The 21279-nt window shown below is 63.5% G+C and carries 15 protein-coding genes; 12 read left to right on the top strand and 3 right to left on the bottom strand.

Annotated elements, in window-relative coordinates; genetic code table 11:
- The first annotated feature begins 433 nt into the window (after window positions 1-433).
- From C4J85_RS12325 to C4J85_RS12270, 11 genes are all read left to right on the top strand, one after another.
- Window positions 434-787: a hypothetical protein gene (locus tag C4J85_RS12325; protein WP_124409736.1), complete on the top strand. Its 354-nt coding sequence runs from the start codon at window positions 434-436 to the stop codon at window positions 785-787.
- A gap of 256 nt (window positions 788-1043) precedes the next feature.
- Entirely contained in the window at window positions 1044-2003 is a 960-nt protein-coding gene (locus C4J85_RS12320; protein ID WP_020301524.1) for a MoxR family ATPase, read from the top strand.
- 5 nt (window positions 2004-2008) lie between these two features.
- A complete protein-coding gene (locus tag C4J85_RS12315) occupies window positions 2009-2941 on the top strand; it encodes a DUF58 domain-containing protein (protein WP_124409735.1) in 933 nt (310 codons plus the stop codon).
- Window positions 2938-3432 (top strand): DUF4381 domain-containing protein, encoded by a 495-nt coding sequence (locus tag C4J85_RS12310; protein WP_124409734.1) that lies wholly within the window; start codon window positions 2938-2940, stop codon window positions 3430-3432. The genes C4J85_RS12315 and C4J85_RS12310 overlap by 4 nt, the downstream gene beginning before the upstream one ends.
- A complete protein-coding gene (locus tag C4J85_RS12305) occupies window positions 3425-4513 on the top strand; it encodes a VWA domain-containing protein (protein ID WP_124409733.1) in 1089 nt (362 codons plus the stop codon). The genes C4J85_RS12310 and C4J85_RS12305 overlap by 8 nt, the downstream gene beginning before the upstream one ends.
- Complete coding sequence (locus C4J85_RS12300; protein WP_124366885.1) at window positions 4510-6249, top strand: tetratricopeptide repeat protein; 1740 nt, start codon at window positions 4510-4512, stop codon at window positions 6247-6249. Before C4J85_RS12305 ends, C4J85_RS12300 begins: the two co-directional genes overlap by 4 nt.
- Complete coding sequence (locus C4J85_RS12295; RefSeq protein ID WP_124409732.1) at window positions 6246-7886, top strand: BatD family protein; 1641 nt, start codon at window positions 6246-6248, stop codon at window positions 7884-7886. Before C4J85_RS12300 ends, C4J85_RS12295 begins: the two co-directional genes overlap by 4 nt.
- 547 nt (window positions 7887-8433) lie before the next feature.
- Window positions 8434-8673 (top strand): DUF6124 family protein, encoded by a 240-nt coding sequence (locus C4J85_RS12285; protein WP_124409731.1) that lies wholly within the window; start codon window positions 8434-8436, stop codon window positions 8671-8673.
- A 245-nt stretch (window positions 8674-8918) separates the two neighbouring features.
- The gene (locus C4J85_RS12280) at window positions 8919-10160 is read left to right on the top strand and encodes an exonuclease SbcCD subunit D C-terminal domain-containing protein (protein ID WP_124366882.1); all 1242 of its coding nucleotides are present in this window, start codon (window positions 8919-8921) and stop codon (window positions 10158-10160) included.
- Entirely contained in the window at window positions 10157-13795 is a 3639-nt protein-coding gene (locus C4J85_RS12275) for an AAA family ATPase (RefSeq protein ID WP_124409730.1), read from the top strand. Before C4J85_RS12280 ends, C4J85_RS12275 begins: the two co-directional genes overlap by 4 nt.
- Window positions 13792-14385: a glutathione S-transferase gene (locus tag C4J85_RS12270; RefSeq protein ID WP_124409729.1), complete on the top strand. Its 594-nt coding sequence runs from the start codon at window positions 13792-13794 to the stop codon at window positions 14383-14385. The genes C4J85_RS12275 and C4J85_RS12270 overlap by 4 nt, the downstream gene beginning before the upstream one ends.
- Before the next feature lie 22 nt (window positions 14386-14407).
- On the opposite strand, the gene C4J85_RS12265 is transcribed toward C4J85_RS12270, so the two are convergent.
- The 3 genes from C4J85_RS12265 to C4J85_RS12255 all read right to left on the bottom strand — a co-directional run bounded on the left by C4J85_RS12265 (window position 14408) and on the right by C4J85_RS12255 (window position 16196).
- Window positions 14408-14587: a hypothetical protein gene (locus C4J85_RS12265; protein ID WP_124407080.1), complete on the bottom strand. Its 180-nt coding sequence runs from the start codon at window positions 14585-14587 to the stop codon at window positions 14408-14410.
- Window positions 14588-14743: 156 nt separating this feature from the next.
- Window positions 14744-15919, bottom strand: coding sequence for a lactonase family protein (locus C4J85_RS12260; protein WP_124409728.1), 1176 nt, complete (start codon window positions 15917-15919; stop codon window positions 14744-14746).
- Window positions 15906-16196 carry a DUF5629 family protein gene (locus tag C4J85_RS12255; RefSeq protein ID WP_124409727.1) on the bottom strand — a complete coding sequence of 97 codons (291 nt, stop codon included), beginning with the start codon at window positions 16194-16196 and terminating at the stop codon, window positions 15906-15908. Before C4J85_RS12255 ends, C4J85_RS12260 begins: the two co-directional genes overlap by 14 nt.
- 155 nt (window positions 16197-16351) lie before the next feature.
- Between C4J85_RS12255 and C4J85_RS12250 the strand changes: the two genes are divergently transcribed.
- On the top strand, window positions 16352-21229 hold the full coding sequence (locus C4J85_RS12250; protein ID WP_256657905.1) for a dermonecrotic toxin domain-containing protein: 4878 nt from the start codon (window positions 16352-16354) through the stop codon (window positions 21227-21229).
- The last annotated feature ends 50 nt before the right edge of the window (window positions 21230-21279 follow it).

Raw genomic sequence — 21279 nt, 5'->3', positions numbered from 1 at the left:
TCGCGTGTTATCCCCTTGCGGGGAGACCGTCAGCTCTGTTCTGGTCGTGATGACAAGCACCATAAACCAATCAGAGTGACAGGTGGGTGAAGCTGGACAAGACAGTCAGGTCACATACAACTTCCACAAGATGCACACCGCGCCGGGTGACGGTACGACGGGCAGGTCAGGCGCCTGGCGCGGGGCACATCCGTTGCGCAGCTTAACGAGTGTAGGAAGCCGGCTGCTTGCGGTGCTGCGACATATTCGGTCATCGGTAAGCAGGTGCAGGGTTGCGACTTGGGCAACCGGCAATATTCAGGTCCGCCAGTATCAAAAATGACTGCTTTGGGCCGACAGGTCATGCACTCGGTCTGACACACAATGCAGCATAAAATTCGTCGCGATGGCACAATTGCCCGGCGCAAACGCCCTCCTCCACACAGGATTCCCCATGCTGCAGCTGAAAACCGACGCCTTGATGGTCACCCCGTGCGACGACGAAGAAGACAACATGGCCATGCTCTGCTGCCACGGCAAGAACGGCGAGATGTTCATGCTGAGCCGGTATCCGGATGAAGACGAGGTGGAACTGACCTGGGATTACGAGCCTTCAACCCTGGATGGGCTGAAAGTCACCTTGGGCGACACCCGCTTGTTGATCGAACTGGCGGCCGGCGATGCGGATGCGCTGGGGGGCAAGGATCAGTTGCAGATCACCCACGCCACGGCCGCCTCCGACCTGGCCGAGGTCGAAGAAACCCTGCAGAACATCCTCAGAGGTACTGGCACCTACACGCGAATTTAAGCTGCACCCAGGATCAAATGTGGGAGGGGGCTTGCTCCCGATTGCGGCGGGCCAGTCATATAGAAGTGCCTGACACACTGTCATCGGGAGCAAGCCCCCTCCCACATTGACCGCACTCCACACAAATTTCCTACAAGTTTTGCCAAAAATACCCGTCACGCCGTTAGTCGCCGCACCCCACGATGCATTAAAGTAAGCGCCCCAGGCCGGTGTTTTTCCCTGACACCCGGGCTCATCTTTCCAGGAACCGTCATCGATGGAACATCGTGAAGCGCTGCTTGCGCTGCGAACCTTTCTTTCTACGCAGATTCTCGGCCAGGAAAAACTCATCGATCGCCTGCTGATCGCCCTGCTCGCCGACGGCCATATGCTGGTCGAAGGCGCGCCGGGCCTGGCCAAGACCAAGGCCATCAAAGAGCTGGCCGAAGGTATCGAAGCGCAGTTTCATCGCATCCAGTTCACCCCCGACCTGTTGCCCGCCGACATCACTGGCACCGAAATCTATCGCCCGGAAACCGGCAGCTTCGTCTTTCAACAGGGGCCGATCTTTCACAACCTGGTGCTGGCGGACGAAATCAACCGCGCACCGGCCAAGGTCCAGTCTGCGCTGCTCGAGGCCATGGCCGAGCGCCAGGTCAGCGTGGGCCGCAGCACCTACGAGCTGTCGCCGCTGTTTCTGGTGATGGCCACGCAGAACCCCATCGAGCAGGAAGGCACCTACCCCCTGCCGGAAGCCCAGCTCGACCGTTTCCTGATGCACGTCAAGATCGGCTTTCCGGATGCCGCCGTCGAACGGCGCATCCTGCAACAGGCGCGTGGCGAAGCGCTCAACGGCGAAACCAAGCCCGAGCGCCGCGTCAGCCAACAGGCGATCTTTGCCGCGCGCAAGGAAATTCTCGGCCTGTACATGGCCGATGCGGTGGAGGAATACCTGGTGCAGTTGGTCATGGCCACGCGCACCCCGGCCAAGTTCGACCCGGAAATGGCCGAGTGGATTGCCTACGGCGCCAGCCCGCGCGGCTCCATTGCCCTCGACCGTTGCGCGCGCGCCCATGCCTGGCTGGCCGGCCGCGACTTCGTCAGCCCCGAAGACATCCAGGCGGTGTTGTTCGACGTGTTGCGCCACCGCATCATCCTGTCGTTCGAGGCCGAAGCCGCAGGCGTTGACCAGGACCGCGTGGTGCAACGCATTCTTGACGTCGTTGCCGTCGCTTGAAGCCGATGAACGCGAGCGCGGGTATCCACGTCACGCTCAGTGAGCTGATCGAGATGCGCCATCGCGTGCGTGAAGTGCAATTGTTCTCCACCCCCGGCCAGCGCAGCCCGCTGGTCGGCCTGCACCACTCCAAGCTACGCGGGCGCGGTGTGGATTTCGACCAGGTGCGCGTGTACCAGGCCGGGGACGACGTGCGCACCATCGACTGGCGCGTGACCGCACGCACCCAGGAGCCCCACACCAAACTGTTCCACGAAGAGCGCGAACGACCGATTTTCATCATGGTCGAGCAAAGCTGCCGGCTGTTTTTCGGCTCGGGGCAGATGTTCAAGTCGGTGCTCGCCGCACAAGCCGCCAGCCTGATCGGCTGGGCGGCGCTGGGGCATAACGACCGCGTGGGCGGCCTGGTGTTCGGCGACAGCGAGCACTACGAAATCAAACCCCGGCGCAGCAAGCAAAGCCTGCTGCAACTGCTCAACCGCCTGGTGCGGGTCAACCAGAGCCTGAACACCGAAAGCCTTCCTGAAGCCGACGCGCTGGGCATGGCCCTGCGCCGTGGCCGCGAAGTGCTGCGCCCCGGCAGCCTAGGCATTGTGATCTGCGATGAACGGGCGCTGACTGAAGGCGCCGAGCAGCAACTGAGCCTGTTGTCGCGTCATTGCGACCTGTTGCTGCTGCCCATCTCCGACCCGCTGGACCATGCCCTGCCCGCCGCAGGACTGCTGCGTTTCGCGCAACGAGGCGCGCAACTGGAACTCGATACGCTCAATTTCGATTTGCGCCAGGCCTACAAGGCCCAGGCTGAAGCTCGCATCGCCCGCTGGGAGTTGCTCGCGCAAAAGCTGCGCGTCTTGTTGATGCCGTTGAGCACCCAGAGTGAAATGGTCGAGCAACTGCGCGAATACCTCAACCCGCAACGCCCGGTCAGAAAACAATGAGCAGCCTCGACCAACTGCAACCGCTGATCGCCCCGCCAGCCATCGGCTTCTGGCCGCCCGCGCCGGGCTGGTGGCTGTTGTTGCTGCTGCTCCCGATGCTGGGCTGGGGCCTGTGGTGGCTGCGCCGTTTCCTGCCCACGCGCCGCCCCGTGGCCCGCGCCGAACAACCGCTGGACCCGCTGCGCATTGCGGCCCTGGCCGAGCTGGCGCTGATGCCCAAACCCTATGACGGCGCGCCCGCCGGAGCGTGGCTGCAGCAACTCAATGGCTTGCTCAAACGCCTGTGCCGCAACGACTACCCCTACAGCCAAAGCCACACCCTCAACGGCCGCAAATGGCTGGCGTTCCTCGATAACCGCTGCCCCGCCGCCGGCCTCACGCGCTGGATGGTGCTGGTCGAAGGCGCCTACAAGCCTGAATGCAAACTCGACGACAAGGCCATCGGTGGCCTGACCCAAGCCGTCGACACCTGGATTCGCAAACATGTTTGAGTTCGCCTGGCCGTGGATCTTCGTCCTGTTGCCGTTGCCGTGGTTGATGCGCCTGGTCCTGCCGGCGGCCGACAGTGGCGAACCCGCGTTGAAAGTCAGCTACCTCAACGACCTCGAAAGCCTGGCCCGGCGCCGCGCTCGGGTGAACCTGCCGGGCTGGCGCCAGCAGGCACCGTTCGTGGTGCTGTGGCTGTTGCTCTTGACCGCCGCCGCCCGCCCGGAATGGCTCGGCGAGCCGCTGCCGATTGCCGCCAGTGGCCGCGACTTGCTGGTGGCGGTGGATGTCTCCGGCTCCATGGATTTTCCCGACATGCACTGGCAGGACGAAGACGTCAGTCGCCTGGCGCTGGTCCAGCACTTGCTCGGGGATTTTCTCGAGGGCCGTGAAGGCGACCGTGTGGGCCTGATCCTGTTCGGCAGCCAGGCCTACCTGCAAGCACCGCTGACCTTCGACCGGCGCACCGTGCGCACTTGGCTGGATGAAGCGCGCATCGGCATCGCTGGCAAGAACACCGCCATCGGCGACGCCATCGGCCTGGCCCTGAAACGCCTGCGCCAGCGCCCGGCGCAAAGCCGCGTGCTGATCCTGGTGACCGACGGCGCCAATAACGCCGGGCAAATCGACCCGCTCACCGCCGCGCGCCTGGCCGCTGAAGAAGGCGTGAAAATCTACCCGATCGGCATCGGCGCCGACCCTGAGCAAACCGGCTCCCTGGGCATTCTCGGCGTGAACCCGAGCCTGGACCTCGACGAGCCGGCGCTGAAGGCGCTCGCCGAGGCGACGGGCGGCCAGTATTTCCGCGCCCGTGATGGCAACGAGCTGGAACAGATCAAGACCACCCTCGACACCCTCGAGCCCGTCGAACAGCAGCCCACCCAGGCCCGCCCGGCCCACGCGTTGTACAGCGGCCCGCTGGCCCTGGCGCTGCTCCTCAGCCTGTTGCTGGTGGTTCACGAACGCTGGCCGAACAACGCCTTGCAGCGGCTGTACACCAAACTGTCGAGCAAGGGCATGTTCCTGCCGCAGAGCCCGGAATGGCGCCAGCGCCTCAAGCGTCTGCGCTTGCGGAGGCGTCGATGATCGCTTTGTGGCCGCACTGGCTGCGCCCGTGGTGGCTGTTGCTGCTGCCGCTGCTCGGCTGGTTGCTGTGGCAACTGTGGCACCGGCAAAAACGCGCCGGGCGCTGGCAGCTCATCCTGCCCCAGGCCTTCCATGCCACGCTGCTCAGTGGCGGCAACGGCCGCGAAAGCAAATCGCCCTGGGTGGTACTGGGCATCGCCTGGCTGCTGGCGTTGCTGGCGCTGCTGGGGCCCAGTTGGCAACGGGTTGAACAACTCAGTCAGAAGCCTTCCGACCCGCTGGTGGTGCTGCTGGAACTCACCCCGCAAATGCTCGCCACCGACAGCCCGCCCAACCGTCTCGAACAGGCGCGGCGCAAGCTGTATGACTTGCTGCAGGCACGCACCGATGCGCAAACCGCCATCGTCGTGTATGCCGGCAGCGCCCACACCCTGGTGCCACTGTCGGATGACCTGGCCACCAGCCGTAACCTGCTTGAAGCTCTGCGCCCCTCGATCATGCCCGAGCCTGGCCACCGCGCCGACCTGGCCGTGGAAAAAGCCCTGGCCCTGCTCAAGCACGGCGGCCTCGGCCAGGGGCGCCTGCTGCTGATCGGCTCGTCGCTGTCCAAACAGGAGCGCCAGGGTATCCGGTTGCTGTTGCAAGGCAGCCAGGCGCCGAGCTTGTCGATCCTCGGCATCGGCAGTCGTGAAGGCACGCCAGTCACCCAGGAAAGCGGCGAATTCCTCAAGGACGAACAGGGCGCGATCCTGATCCCACGCCTCGACAGCCCGACCCTCAAGGCGTTCGCCAGCGAAATGGGCGGCCGCTACCGAGCCGCGCGCCTGGACGACAAAGACCTGCGCCAACTCGGCGTACTCGACCCGCCCCAGGCCTTGCGCGACGACGGTCAACTGCTGCGCCTGGACACCTGGGCCGACCAGGGTTACTGGCTGCTCCTGCCGCTGCTGCTGTTGGCCGCCTGCGCCGGGCGCCGCGGCTGGCTGTTCTGTCTGCCGCTGCTGTTGATGGCCGCACCGCAGCCCAGCTATGCCTTCGAATTCCAGGACCTGTGGCTGCGCCCCGACCAGCAAGGCCAGTACCTGCTGAAGAAAAAACGCCCGGCCGAGGCCGCCGAACGCTTCCAGGACCCGCAATGGCAAGGCGTGGCCCTGTACGAAGCCGGTAACTATGCCGAAGCCATCAAGCGTTTTGCCCAGGGTGACAACGCCTACGCCCACTACAATCGCGGCAATGCCCTGGCCCGATCAGGTGAGCTGGAAGCTGCGATCGATGCCTACGAACAGGCGCTGGAAGCCCAGCCCGATCTGCAACCGGCCCTGAAGAACAAGGCGCTGGTGGAAAACCTGCTGCGCGAACAAGCCCAGCCTGAGCCTGACGAACCGGCAAAAAACCAGGATGACGAAACCACCCAACCCGGCCAAACTGCGCAACCGGGCGCCGACGGACAAAATGCCCAGGGTGGCGAACAATCCACTCAGGGTCAGGGCCAAGCCGCCAACGGCGCCACCGACACCGCTGGCGCGCCGCCAACCGACGGTAACGACGTGCCAGGCAGCGAGCTGGGCGACGAGCAAACCACCACGCCGCCGCTACGCCCCGCCGATGCGAGCCTTGAAGGCGAACATCGCCAGGCGTTGGAGCAATGGCTGCAACAGATCCCGGACAACCCCGGTGAACTGCTGCGGCGCAAATTCTGGTACGAACAGCAACAACATCAGGACAAGACTCGATGAGCCGCCGCACCACCCTTCTGCTCTTGCTCGCCTTGTCGACAGGCCACGCCCAGGCGGCGAACCTGGTCGCCAGCGTCGACCGCAGCCGCCTCAACTCAGGGGAAACGGTGGAGCTGACGGTGGAATCCAGCGACGTGACCCAGTTCGGCAAGCCCGACCTGTCGCCCCTGGATGCGCAGTTCGAAGTCAGCGGCACGCGCCAGATCAACCAGCTCACCACCCTGGGCGGCGATAACCACGCGACCACGCGCTGGATCATCACCCTGCTGCCCCGGGAAAACGGCACCGTGGTGATCCCGCCGCTGCAAGTGGGCGACCTCAAGACCCAGCCGATCACCCTGCAAGTGCTGGAGACCGCCAGCCAGAACACCAGCGCCGAACTGGCACCGGTGTTCGTCGAAGCCAACCTCGACCAGACCAGCGTTTATGTGCAGGCCCAGGCCCTGCTGACGGTGCGCGTGTATCACTCGGTGTCGCTGTATGACGACAGCAACCTCACGCCACTGCAAATCCCCGACGCACGGGTCGAGCAATTGGGCGAGTCGCGCACCTATGAAAAAGTCATCAACAGTATTCGCCATGGCGTGATCGAAACCCGCTACGCGATCTATCCGCAGCACAGCGGGGCTTTGGCAATTGGAGCGCAGACCTTCAGCGCGACCCTGGTGGAATCGCGCCCTCCCCAGGAGAACACGCTGCAGGGCACCAAGCCGGGCAAGCTGATCCACGCCAGCTCAGCGCCGCTTGCGCTGACGGTCAAGCCCAAGCCCGAGTTCTACCCCGCCGACACGCCCTGGTTGCCGGCGCGCAGCCTGAGCCTGGATGAGGCCTGGAGTCCCACGCCTGAGCATGTGCAGGTCGGTGACTCGCTGACGCGCAGCCTCACGGTCAAGGTCGAGGGCCTGTCCAGCGCGCAACTGCCGGCGCTGCCCAGTACCGATGTCAACGGCCTGCGGCGTTACCCGGACCAACCGGTACTGGGCAACCAGACCAGCGACCGTGGCCTGATCGGCAGCCGCGAAGACCGCGAGGCACTGGTGCCCACGCGAGCCGGTGCGCTGGAATTGCCCGCCGTGGAAGTGGTGTGGTGGAACACCCACGAAGACCACCTGGAACGCACCAGCCTGCCGGCCCGCACCCTGCAAGTGGCGGTCAACCCGAGCCTGGTGGTGGACACCCCCGCCATGCCGACCGTCATCACCGCGCCGGATGACGAACGCCTGTGGCTGTGGCAGCTCAGCACCTTGCTGCTGGCCTGCACCACCTTGCTGGGCTTCGGCCTGTGGTGGCGCGCCCGCCGCCAACCCGCCGTGCAACGCGCCGCGCAAACCGGCCCCAGCCCGCGCACCCTGCTCGACGACCTCAAGCGCGCGACCCAGGCCAACGACCCCCACGCCACCCGCCAGGCCCTGGATGCCTGGGCCCGCCAACAACCGGAAACCCTCGCCGACATGGCGGCGCGGTTCGTGCCGCTGTCGGATGCGTTGGACGGGTTGAACGGCGCGCTGTACAGCGAAAGTGGCCAGTATTGGCTGGGTGAAGACCTGTGGCGCGCAATCAAAGCCATCCCCGTGGCCGAGCGCCAACAAGACCCGGCCACCGATACCACCAGCTTGCCGCCGCTTTACCCCAAATAACCCCTGACACGAGGCAAGCCCCCACCTAAGATCGTTCCCACGCTCCCGCGTGGGAATGCAGCCCGTGACGCTCTGCGTCACGGCTGCTTGGCGGGACGCGGAGCGTCCCAGGAGGCATTACCACGCAGAGCGTGGGAACGATCAATAGCGGTGTGTCAGTCAACATACTTGTCACTGATCCATTACCTATATCGGGGGCAAGCCCCCTCCCACAGTTGACCTGCGTCGCCTGCTGGACATGCATTGTTAAAGGCCAGCAATCCATATCGCTTTAATTTGCAGGACGTTTCCTAGACAATCCTTCGGCCTTGCGCCTGCTCAATCCACTGGCTAGCCTTCGCTTCGTCGCTGCATATCAGCGACCGGGTGTGAGATCCCGTGTATTAGCAGGCGCCATGCGCTACGTCCGTCTATGGCGGCTATGTGCGGGCAGGCTTTGGTCTGGCCGGGTCCTGCTTTCCGGTATCTCACCCCGCACATAGCTGCCACCTTTTGACGTGTGAGATCGGCAAAAGAATGGCTCCCAATCCAAGCAGGAGCTTCACGCATGAGCAAACTCGTCCCCGATCCCCCCTTTCCCATATTTGTCGCTCACGAAGACCTGAGCTTCGAAGACGCCATCGTCAGCATTGCCTCGCTATTACGCTGCGCCGCCACCACCGCAATACAGACTGCTGAAGACCTCAACGGCGCCCAACGCGACATGGCCTGCTCCACCGCCCACCTGATCGACATGGCCCGCACCCTGGCGGACCGAGCCTTGGAGTGCCTGCAGCCCCAGGCATAACGCACAACCCCTGTGGAGCGCGGCTTCAAAGATCGTTCCCACGCTCCCGCGTGGGAATGCAGCCCGTGACGCTCTGCGTCACCTGTGTGCAGTAGCGGAACTTGCAGCGCCTGGCGGGACGCGGAGCGTCCCAGGAGGCATTACCACGCAGAGCGTGGGAACGATCGCCCCCGGCGCCACCCAAGGCACTGCGCTAGTAATACAGGTAAACTCCCCTCCTTTTCATCTTCTCCACGGAGTTCGCCTTGCGTCTGTTTCACACCTCCGACTGGCACCTTGGGCAAAACCTGCACGGCCAGGAACGCGACTTCGAACATGCCTGTTTCCTCGAATGGCTGCTGGGCCAACTAAAGGCCCACCGCCCGGAGGCGCTGTTGATCGCCGGCGATATCTTCGACACGGTCAACCCACCGCTCAAGGCCCAGGAGCGCCTGTATGACTTCATCATCGGCGCCCACGAACAAAACCCCACGCTGACGATTGTGATGATCGCCGGCAACCACGACTCCGGTTCGCGCATCGAGCTGCCCGCCCCGCTGATGCGCCGTCTGCGCACCCATGCGTTGGGCCGTGTGCTGTGGCTGGATGACGGCCAATTGGATGCCGAACGCCTGCTGATCCCATTGCCGGACGCCAAAGGCAAGATCGTCGCCTGGTGCCTGGCGCTGCCCTTTCTGCGCCCGGCGGAAGTCACGGGGGCGCAGTTGGGCGATGATTACCTGCGCGGCATCGGCCAAGTGCATGAATGGCTGATTGCGGCCGCCAACGCCAAACGCAAGAAAGGCCAGGCGCTGGTTGCCATCAGCCATGCGCACATGGCCGGGGGTTCGGTGTCGGAAGACTCCGAGCGCAGCCTGATCATCGGCAATGCCGAGGCGCTGCCGGCCAGCCTGTTCGATAAGAGTGTCGGCTATGTTGCCCTCGGCCATCTGCACAAGCCGCAAAAAGTGAATGGCGAAGAGCGCATTCGCTACAGCGGCTCGCCGATTCCGCTGTCGTTTTCCGAAATCAGCTACAAGCACCAGGTGCTCGACGTGACGTTCCAGGGCGAACGACTGGTCGGCGTCGAACCGCTGCTGATTCCGCGCTCGGTCAACCTGCAACGCCTGGAAGCCGCGCCTCTGGCCGATATTCTCAAGGCCCTGGCCGAGCTGCCCGACATCGACCTGCTCGCCGAAACCCAGCGCCACCCCTGGCTGGAAGTGCGCGTGCGTCTCGACGAACCGCAACCGGACCTGCGCCAGCAGATCGAAACCGCCCTGCAAGGCAAGGCCGTGCGCCTGGTGCGCATCGCCGCCGAATACGCCGGCAACGGCCCGCGCGCCGACGGCGACGAAGAGCGCCTGGTCGAACTCGACCAACTCACGCCCCAGGAGCTGTTCAGCCGCGCCTGGCAGGACAGCTACGGCAGCGAAGTGGATGAACAGACCTTGAAGGACTTCGCCGTGCTGCTCCAGGAAGTGCAACAGGAGGACGAACAGCCATGAAGATCCTCGCCATCCGCCTGAAAAACCTCGCGTCCCTGGCCGGGCCGTTCGAAATCGACTTCACCGCCGAGCCGCTGGCCAGTGCCGGTTTGTTCGCCATCACCGGGCCGACCGGCGCCGGGAAAAGCACCCTGCTCGATGCACTGTGCCTGGCGCTGTTTGGCGCGGTGCCGCGTTTGGGCGATACCGGCCAGGCGAAGATGCCGGATGCCGACAGCGATATTTCCATCGGCGACCCGCGCACCCTGCTCAGGCGGGGTACCGGCGGGGGCTACGCCGAGGTGGATTTCGTCGGCGTCAGCGGCCGCCGCTACCGGGCGCGCTGGGAAGCCAACCGTGCCCGTGACAAGGCCAGCGGCAAGTTGCAGAGCAGCCGCCAGAGCCTGATCGACCTGGACAGCGAGCAACTGCTGGCCAGCCAGAAAACCGAATACAAGACCCAGCTGGAACTGGCCCTGGGCCTGAACTTCGAACAGTTCACCCGTGCGGTGCTGCTGGCGCAGAGCGAGTTCAGTGCCTTTCTCAAGGCCAACGACAACGAGCGCAGCGAACTGCTGGAAAAGCTCACCGACACCGCGCTCTACACCCAGCTGGGCCGCCGCGCCTTCGACAAGGCCAAGGACGCCAGGGACGCCCACAAACAGTTGCAGGACCAGGCCACCGGCGTGGTGCCCCTGGCCGCAGAAGCCCGCGCCGAGCTGGATCAACAGCTGAGCCAGGCGCAGCAACAACTCAAGACCCAGCAGGCCCAGCTCAAGCAGTTGGAGTTGCAGCACACCTGGCTCAAGGAACTGCGCGAATGGCAGGAGCGCCAGCAAAGCGCTGCCGAGCAGTTGCAGCACGCCCAGCAACAGTGGGACAGCCAGGGCCAGCAGCGCCAGGACCTGACCCGCCTGGACCAGCTCGCCCCACAGCGCCATCACTTCCTGCGCCGCGCAGAACTCGACGCCTTGCTGGCACCGCTCGCCACGCAGATTCAGCAGCACCTTGCGCAACAAGCCGTGCTGCACAGCCGCCAGGAACAGGCGCAACAGCAGCAGGCCAGCGCCCAGTCGGCACTCGGGCAAGCCCAGCAGAACCAGGCGCAGGCCGCGCCGTTATTGCGCCAGGCCTTCGAACAACAGACCACCCTCACCCACTTGACCAAGGAACTGGCCAAGCGCACCGAGGACCAGCAGCAGCACGCCACCGCCTGCAGCGAAGGTCAGATTTTGCTCAACAGCCTGCAAGAAAAGCAGGCCCAGGTCGGCGAGCGCCTGCAACGCCTGGCCGCTGAACTGGAGCGCAGCGCCGCCCTCACGCCCCTGAGCGACGCCTGGACCGCCTACCGCGACCGCCTGCAACAGCTGATGCTGATCGGCAATCGTCTGAATCAGGGCGAGACCGAACTGCCGCAACTTGAACAGCGCGTCAACGCCGCCGTGGCGCAATTCACCCAGCAGCGCGAAACCCTGGACCTGCTGTACCAGGAGGCCGGCGCCGAGCCGCACGCAGTGGCCGAACAACTGCAATTGCTCGCCAGCCTCTTGCAGGACAATCGCAAGCAACAACGTGCCTTCGAAGACCTGGCACGTTTGTGGGACAGCCAGCAGCAGCTCGACACCCAGGCCAGCAGCCTGGCGCAAAAACTCGCCGAGGCGGCGCAGCAGCGCGAGCAACTGAACCAGACCGGCCTGCAAACCAAAGCCGAACTGACGGTGGCCGAGCAAACCCTGACGGTGACCAAGCAACTGCTGGAGCGCCAGCGCCTGGCCCGCAGTGCCAGCGTCGAGGAACTGCGCGAGCAGTTGCAGGATGACCAGCCCTGCCCCGTCTGCGGCAGCCACGAACATCCGTATCACCAGCCCGAAGCGTTGTTGCAGAGCTTGGGCCGCCACGATGAAAACGAAGAGGCCACGGCGCAGAAAGCCGTCGACAGCCTCAAGGAAAAGCTCACCGAGCTGCGTGGCGAAGTGGGTGGCCTGATCGCCCAGCAAAAGGAATTCCTGGCGCAGCAGGAACAGCTTGCGCTGCAGCAGCAAGCGTTGGCGCCAAGCCTGCAAGCGCATCCGCTGTGCGCTGCGCTGTTCAACCAGGACGCCGCCAAGCGCAGCAGTTGGTTGGCCCAGCAACTGGCGCAACTGACGCAAAACATCGCCCAGGACGAACAGCGCCAAAGCGCCCTGCTCAACCTGCAACAAAACGCCGGGCGTCTGCAGCAGCAGTTGCAAGCCGCCCAGGACGCCAGCCAGCAGGCCCGCCAACTGTTGCTCGACCAGCAGCGCGCCCTGGCCAACGACCGCGAACGCCTCGATGCAGAACTTGCAAGCTTCGCCAGCCTGTTGCCCAGCGCGACGCTGGAAGGCTTGCGCAGCGAACCGGCGGCGACCTTCCTGCAGCTCGATCAGCAGGTCAGCCAGCGCCTGGAACAACTGGGCCATCAGCGTGATGAGCTGGCTGAACAACAAGAGCGTCAGCAGGCCATCGAGAAGCAACAGACCCACCAGCAGCATCGCCAGCAGCAATTGGAGGCGCTGAATCTGCAGGTCGCCGAGCTGTCCACCCAGCACCGCGACGCCCAGGAAACGCTCAGCGCCTTGCTGGGCGAGCACGCCAGCGCCGAACACTGGCAACAGCAACTGGATCAGGCCGTCGCCCAGTCGCGCCAAAGCGAAACCGACGCCAGCCAGGAATTACACGCCGTACACACCGCTCTGGTGCAGTTGATCGCCGATCTCAAGGCCGTGCAGGAGCGCCAGCAAGCGCTCGAGAGCGAACGACAGGCCCTGGACACGCGCATCAGCGCCTGGCGCGCCGCGCACCCCGAGTTGGACGACGAAGGCCTGGGGCGTCTGCTGGCATTGGACGACGCCCAGGTCATCAACCTGCGCCAGCAGTTGCACACCTGCGAAAAAGCCGTCGAACAAGCCAGCGTACTGCTGCAAGAGCGCGAACAACGCCTTGCCGAGCACCAGGCCTTGCACAATGGCAACCTCGACGCCGAACAGCTGGACAGCAGTCTCGCCGCGCTCAACCAGCAATTGGCCGAGGGCGAGAAACACTGCGCCGAACTGCGCGCCCGCCAGTCCGAGGACCAGCGCCGCCAGGATGCCAACAGCGCCCTGGCCGAACAGATCACCAAGGCCTATGACGAATGGCAGCGCTGGGCCCGCCTGAACGCGCTGATCGGCTCGGCCACCGGCGACACCTTCCGCAAGATCGCCCAGGCTTACAACCTCGACCTGCTGGTGCATCACGCCAACGTGCAGCTGCGCCAACTGGTGCGCCGCTACCGCCTCAAGCGTGGCGGCAGCATGTTGGGCCTGCTGGTGATGGACACGGAAATGGGTGATGAACTGCGCTCGGTGCACTCGTTGTCCGGCGGCGAGACGTTCCTGGTGTCCCTGGCATTGGCCTTGGGCCTGGCGTCGATGGCCTCCAGCACCTTGAAAATCGAGTCACTGTTTATCGACGAGGGCTTCGGCAGCCTCGACCCCGAATCCTTGCAATTGGCCATGGACGCCCTCGATGGCTTGCAGGCCCAGGGCCGCAAGGTCGCGGTGATTTCCCATGTACAGGAAATGCACGAGCGCATCCCGGTGCAGATCCAGGTCAAGCGCCAGGGCAATGGCTTGAGCACCCTGGAGGTCAAGTGAGCGAAGCGCTGCTGTATTCGTTCCGGCGCTGCCCCTATGCGATGCGCGCACGCCTGGCGCTGCGCTACTCGGGGGTGGCGGTGCAGATTATCGAGGTGAGCCTCAAGGCCAAGCCGGCCGAGATGCTGGCACTGTCACACAAGGGCACGGTACCGGTGCTGAGCGTGGAAGGCCGGGTGATCGAGGAAAGCCTGGAGATCATGCAATGGGCATTGGCCCGGTACGATCCGGATGATTGGTTGTTGCAGGGGAATCCAGCGGTGTTGGAGTGGATCGCCGAGAACGATTCAGCATTCAAACATCATTTGAATCGATACAAGTACGCCGAACGCTATCCGCAGCAGCCGATGGAACATTATCGGGCCGAGGGCGAGGTATTCTTGCAGAAGTTGGAGGATTTGCTGGCGGATCGTGAGTACTTGCTCGCCGCGCACATGAGCCTGGCGGACGCGGCCATCGTGCCGTTTGTGCGGCAGTTCGCCCATGTGGATCGCGAGTGGTTTGCGGGGGCGCCGTATCCACGGCTTCAGGCGTGGATACAGCGGATTCTGGAGTCACCGCTGTTTATCGCGGTGATGGCAAAGCCCTGAAACCAACATCAATCAACCTGTGTCAGCCCTGGGTCTTGTGATCCAGCGCCGCATAAAAGTTGGCGCTCTGTTGCAGGTATTTCTGGGTGTAGGCGCTGGTGCTGGATTTTTTCCCGGCGATGTCCACGCTGGCGTTGGCAGGCAAGGCCACGGTGGCGGAAACAGCGGAAGCGGCGATGATGGAGAAGAGGTTCAGATTCATGTCGGTAACCCTTGTGTGCGTTTGGTTGAGTGGCCTGGGAAGGCCTTGGAACCAAACTTACGCCCGGGGGTTGAACCTTAGAAATGCTTTGAAACAGTAGCCGTCATCAATGGAATTAATACTTAGGGTCAGGCCCCGCGTTGCGGGGCCTGTGGCTTATTGACGCACCAGGAACTTGAGGTCGCTGGGGGCATCGATCGGCAATTTCTGCACGATTTTACCTAGCAGGCCGGTGTTGGGGTCACGTTCGAGCACCACGATTTCGTTGCTCTTCTGGTTGGCGATCAGCAGGAACTTGCCGCTCGGGTCGAGGCTGAACTCGCGCGGGTGGTCGCCTTCCACGCTGCGGCGCTGCAGCTCTTTGAGGTGGGCGGTGGCCGGGTCTACGCCAAACACGATGATCTGGTTGGCGGTGCCGCGATTGCTCACATACAGGAACTTGCCGTCACTGGACGCATGCACGGCGGCGCCGGCCTTATCGGACACCGGTTGCCCGGCGGCGTAGTCGACCAACTGGGTCTGGGTGAGCTTGCCGTCGGCATAATCGAACACCGCGACCTGCGCGCTCATCTCGGTGGTCAGCCAGGCGTGCTTGCCATCGGCGCTGAACAGCAGGTGACGTGGGCCGCTGCCCGGCGGCAATTGCACCGATGCCTGGTTGGCCGGGGTCAGCGGCAATTCGTGATTGGCCTTGGGGTCGTAATGGTAGGCAAATACCTTGTCCGCCCCCAGGTCCTGCACAAACACGTACTTGCCATCCGGCGAAGACACCACTGAGTGCACGTGGTTGGAGGCCTGGCGCTCGGGGTTGACGCGACTGGCCGGGTGCCCGCTCAACTGCACCGGTGCCGACAGTTTGCCGGTAGCGTCCACCGGCAGGATTGCCAGGCTGCCGCCCGGGTCTTCCACCACCGAATAATTGGCGACGAACAGGTAACGCCCATCCGCAGCGATGCTCGAATGGGTCGGCTCGTTACCCAGGCTCTGCACCTGATTGATCAGGGTGAGCTGATGATTCTTCGGGTCGATGCTGTAGCTGCTGACGCGACCGACCGGGTCTTGCTGGCCGGGACCGTTTTCATTGACCACAAACAGGTGCTTCTGGTCTTTGGAGACCGTCAGCCACGAAGGGTTGTCGGCCTTCGCTGCCAGTACCGGCTTGCCCTGGAACTGGCCAGTGCGGCTGTCGAATTGCAGGCGATAAATACCGTCGCTGGCGCCAGCGGTGTAGCTGCCCACCAACAACTCATAGGTGTCAGCCGGCGCAGCCTGCACCGACATCGCCCCCACACTGCCGGCCATCAGCAGCGGCCAGAATTTACGCATCATCATGCTCGTCTTCCTCGTCGTTATTGTTGCCGGTGAACGCGGCCATGCACACCAGGCGGTGCTCGCCCGAATCACCGGTGAGGGTCCAGCTTTGCAAGGCGTCATCAAAGGTCGCGGCCTGTACTTGCGCGAGGCTGAACGTCCAGCGTTTCTCGGCCCGGCCGTCCATGCAGGTCATGCGCAAGCCTTGCTCGTCTGAGGTGAAATCAAAGGCATGCAGCCCATCGATTTCGAGCATGTCGCAGGTTTGAAGTTCAGTAAGCAGGGCGTCGGCAGTCATCGGGATCATTCATCGCTGGAAAAAACGCTGATGATAGGCCAATCCCCTGCGTCTTTCCCGTTTCCCATGGCCAAGCGGTAGTCGATTACCGCATCAAGCCCGTGGCTGCCATTACTTTACGAGGGCATAGCTAACCCACGTAAAGGATGACTCCCGTGCCAACCACCCCGACACCCCCGGCTGAAAACATTCTGCAAAAAGCAGTGGAGACGCAGTTTCGCACGCGCCCGTCCCTGCGCTCAGTCGTGACCCAGATGCTGACCTACACCTTGAAGGAACGCTTCCCGCACCTGCCCAAGCCCCTCTCCGATCTTTGCCTGGCGCTGCCCCGTGACGGCGGCGGCCGGGGCCTGCATCCGCTGCTGGAGGTGGCCCTCAAGCATATTGCCGACGGCAGCTTCCCCGACCTGTCCGTGCGCGACAACCTGGATGGTTACCTGAGTGACGCCACCGGCACCCGCCTCGTCCCGCCGACCGGTGAGCCTTCCAGCTATGACGTGCGCGCCGTCGAAGCGGTGATACGCGAACTGCCCTTGATTCTGTTTGTGGGGTATCAGGATGCACTGACCGAATACTGGGACCAGGACAGCGAGGCCGGCGGCAGTCGCTGGCGATGGCTGGCCAGTTTGCTGCAAGGCGTGCTGAGGACCTCGGCGATTCGTCAGTCCGGCGAGGATGCCCAACAACTGCAAATACTCAGCACGTTGGCCAACTACCCTACTCGTGAAGCCAGGGCGGGCCTGCCATGGCCCGACAATTCGATCCATGCCTACACCCTGGAAACGCACCTGGTACGGGAAGCCACCACCCTGACCGTGCAGTCCAGCGATCTGCTCGTGGTCAGCGGCCAGCACGTATGGTTGTGTGCCGTGTCCGGCCAGGTCGAGCCCTACGCCAGCCTCGACGCCTTCGGCCAGGCATGGGGCGAGCGCCTGTCACGGCAGTTCAGCGCCGACAAGATCACCTGGCACCGCTACGAGCCGGACGGCGATATATTCGAGGTTCAAGCGGCGCTGGTGCTCAACCGGCAATTGGAGGATCTCGCCGCGATACAACTGCCTCGCGCCAGCTCCATAGACGCCGCGCAACAGCTGTTCGAGTCGACTACCAACCCGGCCTCGTGGTTTGCCCGCGCGCCGCTCACGCCGATCGATAGCTTGTCGCCGATCCAGGCCGCCCTCCCCGACTGGCTGCGCGGCGCCTCGCCCGCCGACCGCTTCAGCTATCGCCAATGCCTGATCGAACAGGCCAACCTCAGGCGCCTGACGCAGGGCGCGGGCTACCTGGATGGGCTGGAGGATATCCGCACCTATGCCGCCAGCCACTTGAATCACCAACTGTGCCTGGAGCGCAATGCCGTGATACTGGGCACACGCAGTTGCACGGACCTTGAACACGCGCTGTACAAGGCCGAAGACCTGGAGCTGACCTTCGATGTGCCCGTCGGCACGTTGCAAGGTGGCTACATTCAGCACGTGTCCATGAGCCTGGTCGACCTGGCCCTGAAAAACCTGTCGGGAAGACCCAGCGGCCGCATGACATTACGCCATACCGGTGGCCGCGAGCTTGAAGCCTGGCTGACCCCGGCGTACCTGCTGCAACTGATCCAACGGGTGGATATCGGCCGCAACTACCCCGTCTATATTCAACAGGCGTTGCTCAGCGGCACCGAAGAGGCCGAACGGCGCGAACGCCTGTTCTGCGGGCAACGGCCTGTCGAGCTGAAAACCCAGGCGCTGGAACACCTGATAAAGGCTGAGGCGGGGCTTACGCGACGTGGCTTTCGTTGCGTCCAGGCAGTCGTCGGCACCGAGCGTGCGGAGCGCTGGGTCGACAACGATGAAATCGTCATGCGCGCGCTGGCCTTTCAACGCAAGCCTGGGGCCAAGGCTGATGTGGTGCAGAACATGTTCATTATCGAACCGCGCAATGGGCAGTCCGGTCCGCACCTGCTCTACCGGCCGGCCTATGGCGAATCTTTGCTGGAGTTTGCCGGCCGCGACGCGTTGCTGGCGGCCATCGCCCAGCCCGGCGCCCTGCAGGACAGCGTACTGGCCTGGCTCGCGGACGACGCCAGGGCCATTTACAGCAATGGGGGGTTTATTCAGCCGCACTATGTGCGTATCGGCGGTATAGGCTCGGAATTCGATCCATTGCCCGAGGTGCCGAAACCGGCGGCGCTGGCACCGGCCAATGATGAAAGTAACGACCCGATCCTGCAGGCGCTGAACAGCGGCCAACTGATGCAATACCTGTTCGTCTGCGAAGCCCGTCAACTTCTGGACCAGGCCGACCGCGAGTCAACCTCCAATGCTGAAAGCCGCTGGGCGTTGATCCTGGAAGGTGTACAACTGGGCTTCAACACCTTGTTGATGCTGGTGCGCGGCCCCCTGGCGGTCGTCGGCTGGCTCATGCAACTGGCGATGGGCCTCAGGCAGGACCTGCCGGCGCTGGAAAGTGCAGACCCGATTGCCAGGGAGTTGGCGTGGGTCGACCTGCTGCTCAACATCGGCATGGTCTTGCTGCACCATGGGCTGGCGACCGAAGCGCCAGGCAGCCCCGTTATCGAATCGCCGCCAGGCCCGCCGTTGAGGCGTGCACAGGCCAGCCCTGCGGTGATCGAACGCGGCGTGGTTGGCCTGCCCTCCGAGCCACCCGGTGGAGGCCGAACCCTGCTGGACTTTGACCGCTCCCTGGCCGGCGACAGCGCCTCGGCGCGCCTGCTGGAAAAACTCCTCGAGGTCAACGTGCCCTGGCCCGAGCCGCTGCCGGTCGCCGTTGCGCTGGGCAACCTCAAAGGTCTGTTCAAGGTCGACAACCTCTGGCACGCCTCGGTGGGCGGCCTGTTCTTTCGGGTCAGGGTCGTTCCAGGCGTTGGCGAGGTATTCATCATTCATCCCGACAAACCCGACCACCCTGGCGTCAAGCTCAGAACCGACGGCAATGGGCATTGGAGCCTGGATCGCGGACTGAAACTGAGCGGTGGAGGTCCCAAGCGCCTTGCGACCTTGCGCGTGGAAAACCGCCGCAAAACCGAGCAGCTACAAGTGCGGATGCAAGCGCTTGGCATCGAGCTCACGCCACCGATGACCGAACTTCGCGCCTCCCTGGTTCGAATGCGCACCGCCCACGCCGACCTGACCAAACAGGCCGCGACGTTAAAGCTGGTCTGGAAGCTTCTGGACAGTGCAACCGGCCCGCAAAAATCGACCCTTGAAACCCGTCATCAGCGCGAAATGCAAAGCTACGCAACGCTGCGTGCCCACTATGAAACGCTGCTGGAAACGCTGCAGGAACGACACACGCAGTTGCTGCCGGCACGCCATGAACTGGTCAAGGTCGGCCAGGACCTGGAAAAGTACCGCGGCGCCGGCAGTCACGTTCAGGACCGGGCAAAAACCCTGAGAACGCTCTGGGACGAACAATTGGCAATCCATACCTACCTGGGTTTGTGGGCAGACACGCTTCAATTCAGTGACGGTGGCGAGCCAATGCGTCATGTGTCTGAACGCATGATGCTGGAAAAACTGCTCGGCAACGCTGCGCCCTATGATGAACACACGGCCAAATCCATCGCGTTGGCCGATATCCAGCAACGCATGGCCGTAGGCACCCGCGGTATGGAGACCACGCTGGAGCTGTTGGAACAGGACTCAGTGGCGGGTCGTGCGATACGTGAAGAGTTGCTGGCAATGATCGCGCACCCACAGCACTTTTTCCCCGAGAGCCTGAAAATCAACGCGCTGATCCCGTTGTCGTGGGTGGCCATTGAGCTGTCGGCCACTGAAAGGTCGCCGCAGGAAGCGCTGTATAGGCAGCATGCCGACCATTCCAGCCTGAGCCAAGCGCTGCTGTCTCACATCGAAGTACGCAGCAGCAGCGGCTTTCCCCTTGATGAACAGCACCAGGTGTACAACACCGTGCTCGATCAATACCGCCGTTATGAGACGGCGATCGAGGCGCTCAAACTGATCAACCCGGCATGCTTGCGCCCGATGGCCGAGCGGCTTGTGAACGAACTGCGAGATGTCCGCGCCCTTGCCGAAAACGAACTGGAGGCCGTGGTCCGCAGGCAGGAGGAACTGGAAGTAGAACAGTCGCGATTAAAAAACCTGCGCCCGAAAGCGCCGACCAAACGCATCTTTAAAACCCGTAGAAGAAAATACCTCGTCGGCGACCTCAAGCCGGCCGATGGCCACATCAACCGCGAGCACTTCACCATCACCGACCCGGCTACCGGGCAAGCCGTCGCCTCGTTTCGCGAGCAGGCCGGCGAATGGGTAGACATCGCCGAAGACCTCGTGGCCGCGAAGCAACCGCCAGCCCAGGCCCGTCCACTGGCGGTACTCAAGCGCGAGGGCCAGATACTGCTCCAGCAGCGCGCCGGTATCGAACGTGTCATCAGCGCTCAACAGCAAGTGCTGGAATCTCCCGGCACTCGGCAAGCGGTCAACCCCGGCGACTGGGATGAACTGCTCAGCGACCAGGCCGGCAAGCTCACCGAGCTTGCCGATGAGATTGCACGGGAACACGCCGGCCAACCCTCGGCCCAGGGCTTGATCGACGAGTACCGGGCAGAAGCCAGGGACATGCAGCGAAAGGCGCAGGAGGTCTGCAGCGCCGCTTACAAACAGCAGTGGCCGACACTGGAAAGCCTCGATTACCTGTGGCGGCACCAGCAGATCGACATCAACCTGACCAGCCCGGCCGATCCACAGCGCCCTACCCTCAGCGGCGATTTTTTCACCGAGTACGCGGTGTACGACAAAGCTCAAAAACCGCCGAGCGTGTTGTGGTATGCCCACTTTCACTATGCGGCAGCCAACATGCCGCCCGCCCGCTATACCCGTGCGCACCTGAAACTTGCCGACCAGCGTAAATTCACACAGAAGGACCTGCTCAAGGCGCATGTGCAGGCGCGATTGAAGAGCCAGCAGGAGCCGGGGGCGGAACCTGTCAGGAAGATCCTCTATGTGCTGATCGCGCCGCCTCAGGATCAACTGTTCTTAGCCATCGCACCTGCGCCGCACTGACCGGCGTCCCCTGAAGCGCAAAGACCGCAGCCAAGGCTGCGGTCTTTTTA

This window comes from Pseudomonas sp. R4-34-07 (genome assembly GCF_003852375.1).
Taxonomy (GTDB): domain Bacteria; phylum Pseudomonadota; class Gammaproteobacteria; order Pseudomonadales; family Pseudomonadaceae; genus Aquipseudomonas.
The sequence above is the reverse complement of the archived record's forward strand: the minus strand, read 5'-3'. Positions and strand labels throughout refer to the sequence as shown.

Bases quoted from the DNA above. Each gene is read 5' to 3' on its own strand.
- C4J85_RS12295 (WP_124409732.1), top strand. From the start codon at position 6,246: ATGAGCCGCCGCACCACCCTTCTGCTCTTGCTCGCCTTGTCGACAGGC.
- C4J85_RS12255 (WP_124409727.1), bottom strand. From the start codon at position 16,196: ATGACTGCCGACGCCCTGCTTACTGAACTTCAAACCTGCGACATGCTC.
- C4J85_RS12310 (WP_124409734.1), top strand. From the start codon at position 2,938: ATGAGCAGCCTCGACCAACTGCAACCGCTGATCGCCCCGCCAGCCATC.
- C4J85_RS12275 (WP_124409730.1), top strand. From the start codon at position 10,157: ATGAAGATCCTCGCCATCCGCCTGAAAAACCTCGCGTCCCTGGCCGGG.
- C4J85_RS12320 (WP_020301524.1), top strand. From the start codon at position 1,044: ATGGAACATCGTGAAGCGCTGCTTGCGCTGCGAACCTTTCTTTCTACG.
- C4J85_RS12300 (WP_124366885.1), top strand. From the start codon at position 4,510: ATGATCGCTTTGTGGCCGCACTGGCTGCGCCCGTGGTGGCTGTTGCTG.
- C4J85_RS12305 (WP_124409733.1), top strand. From the start codon at position 3,425: ATGTTTGAGTTCGCCTGGCCGTGGATCTTCGTCCTGTTGCCGTTGCCG.
- C4J85_RS12325 (WP_124409736.1), top strand. From the start codon at position 434: ATGCTGCAGCTGAAAACCGACGCCTTGATGGTCACCCCGTGCGACGAC.
- C4J85_RS12285 (WP_124409731.1), top strand. From the start codon at position 8,434: ATGAGCAAACTCGTCCCCGATCCCCCCTTTCCCATATTTGTCGCTCAC.
- C4J85_RS12315 (WP_124409735.1), top strand. From the start codon at position 2,009: ATGAACGCGAGCGCGGGTATCCACGTCACGCTCAGTGAGCTGATCGAG.
- C4J85_RS12265 (WP_124407080.1), bottom strand. From the start codon at position 14,587: ATGAATCTGAACCTCTTCTCCATCATCGCCGCTTCCGCTGTTTCCGCC.
- C4J85_RS12260 (WP_124409728.1), bottom strand. From the start codon at position 15,919: ATGATGATGCGTAAATTCTGGCCGCTGCTGATGGCCGGCAGTGTGGGG.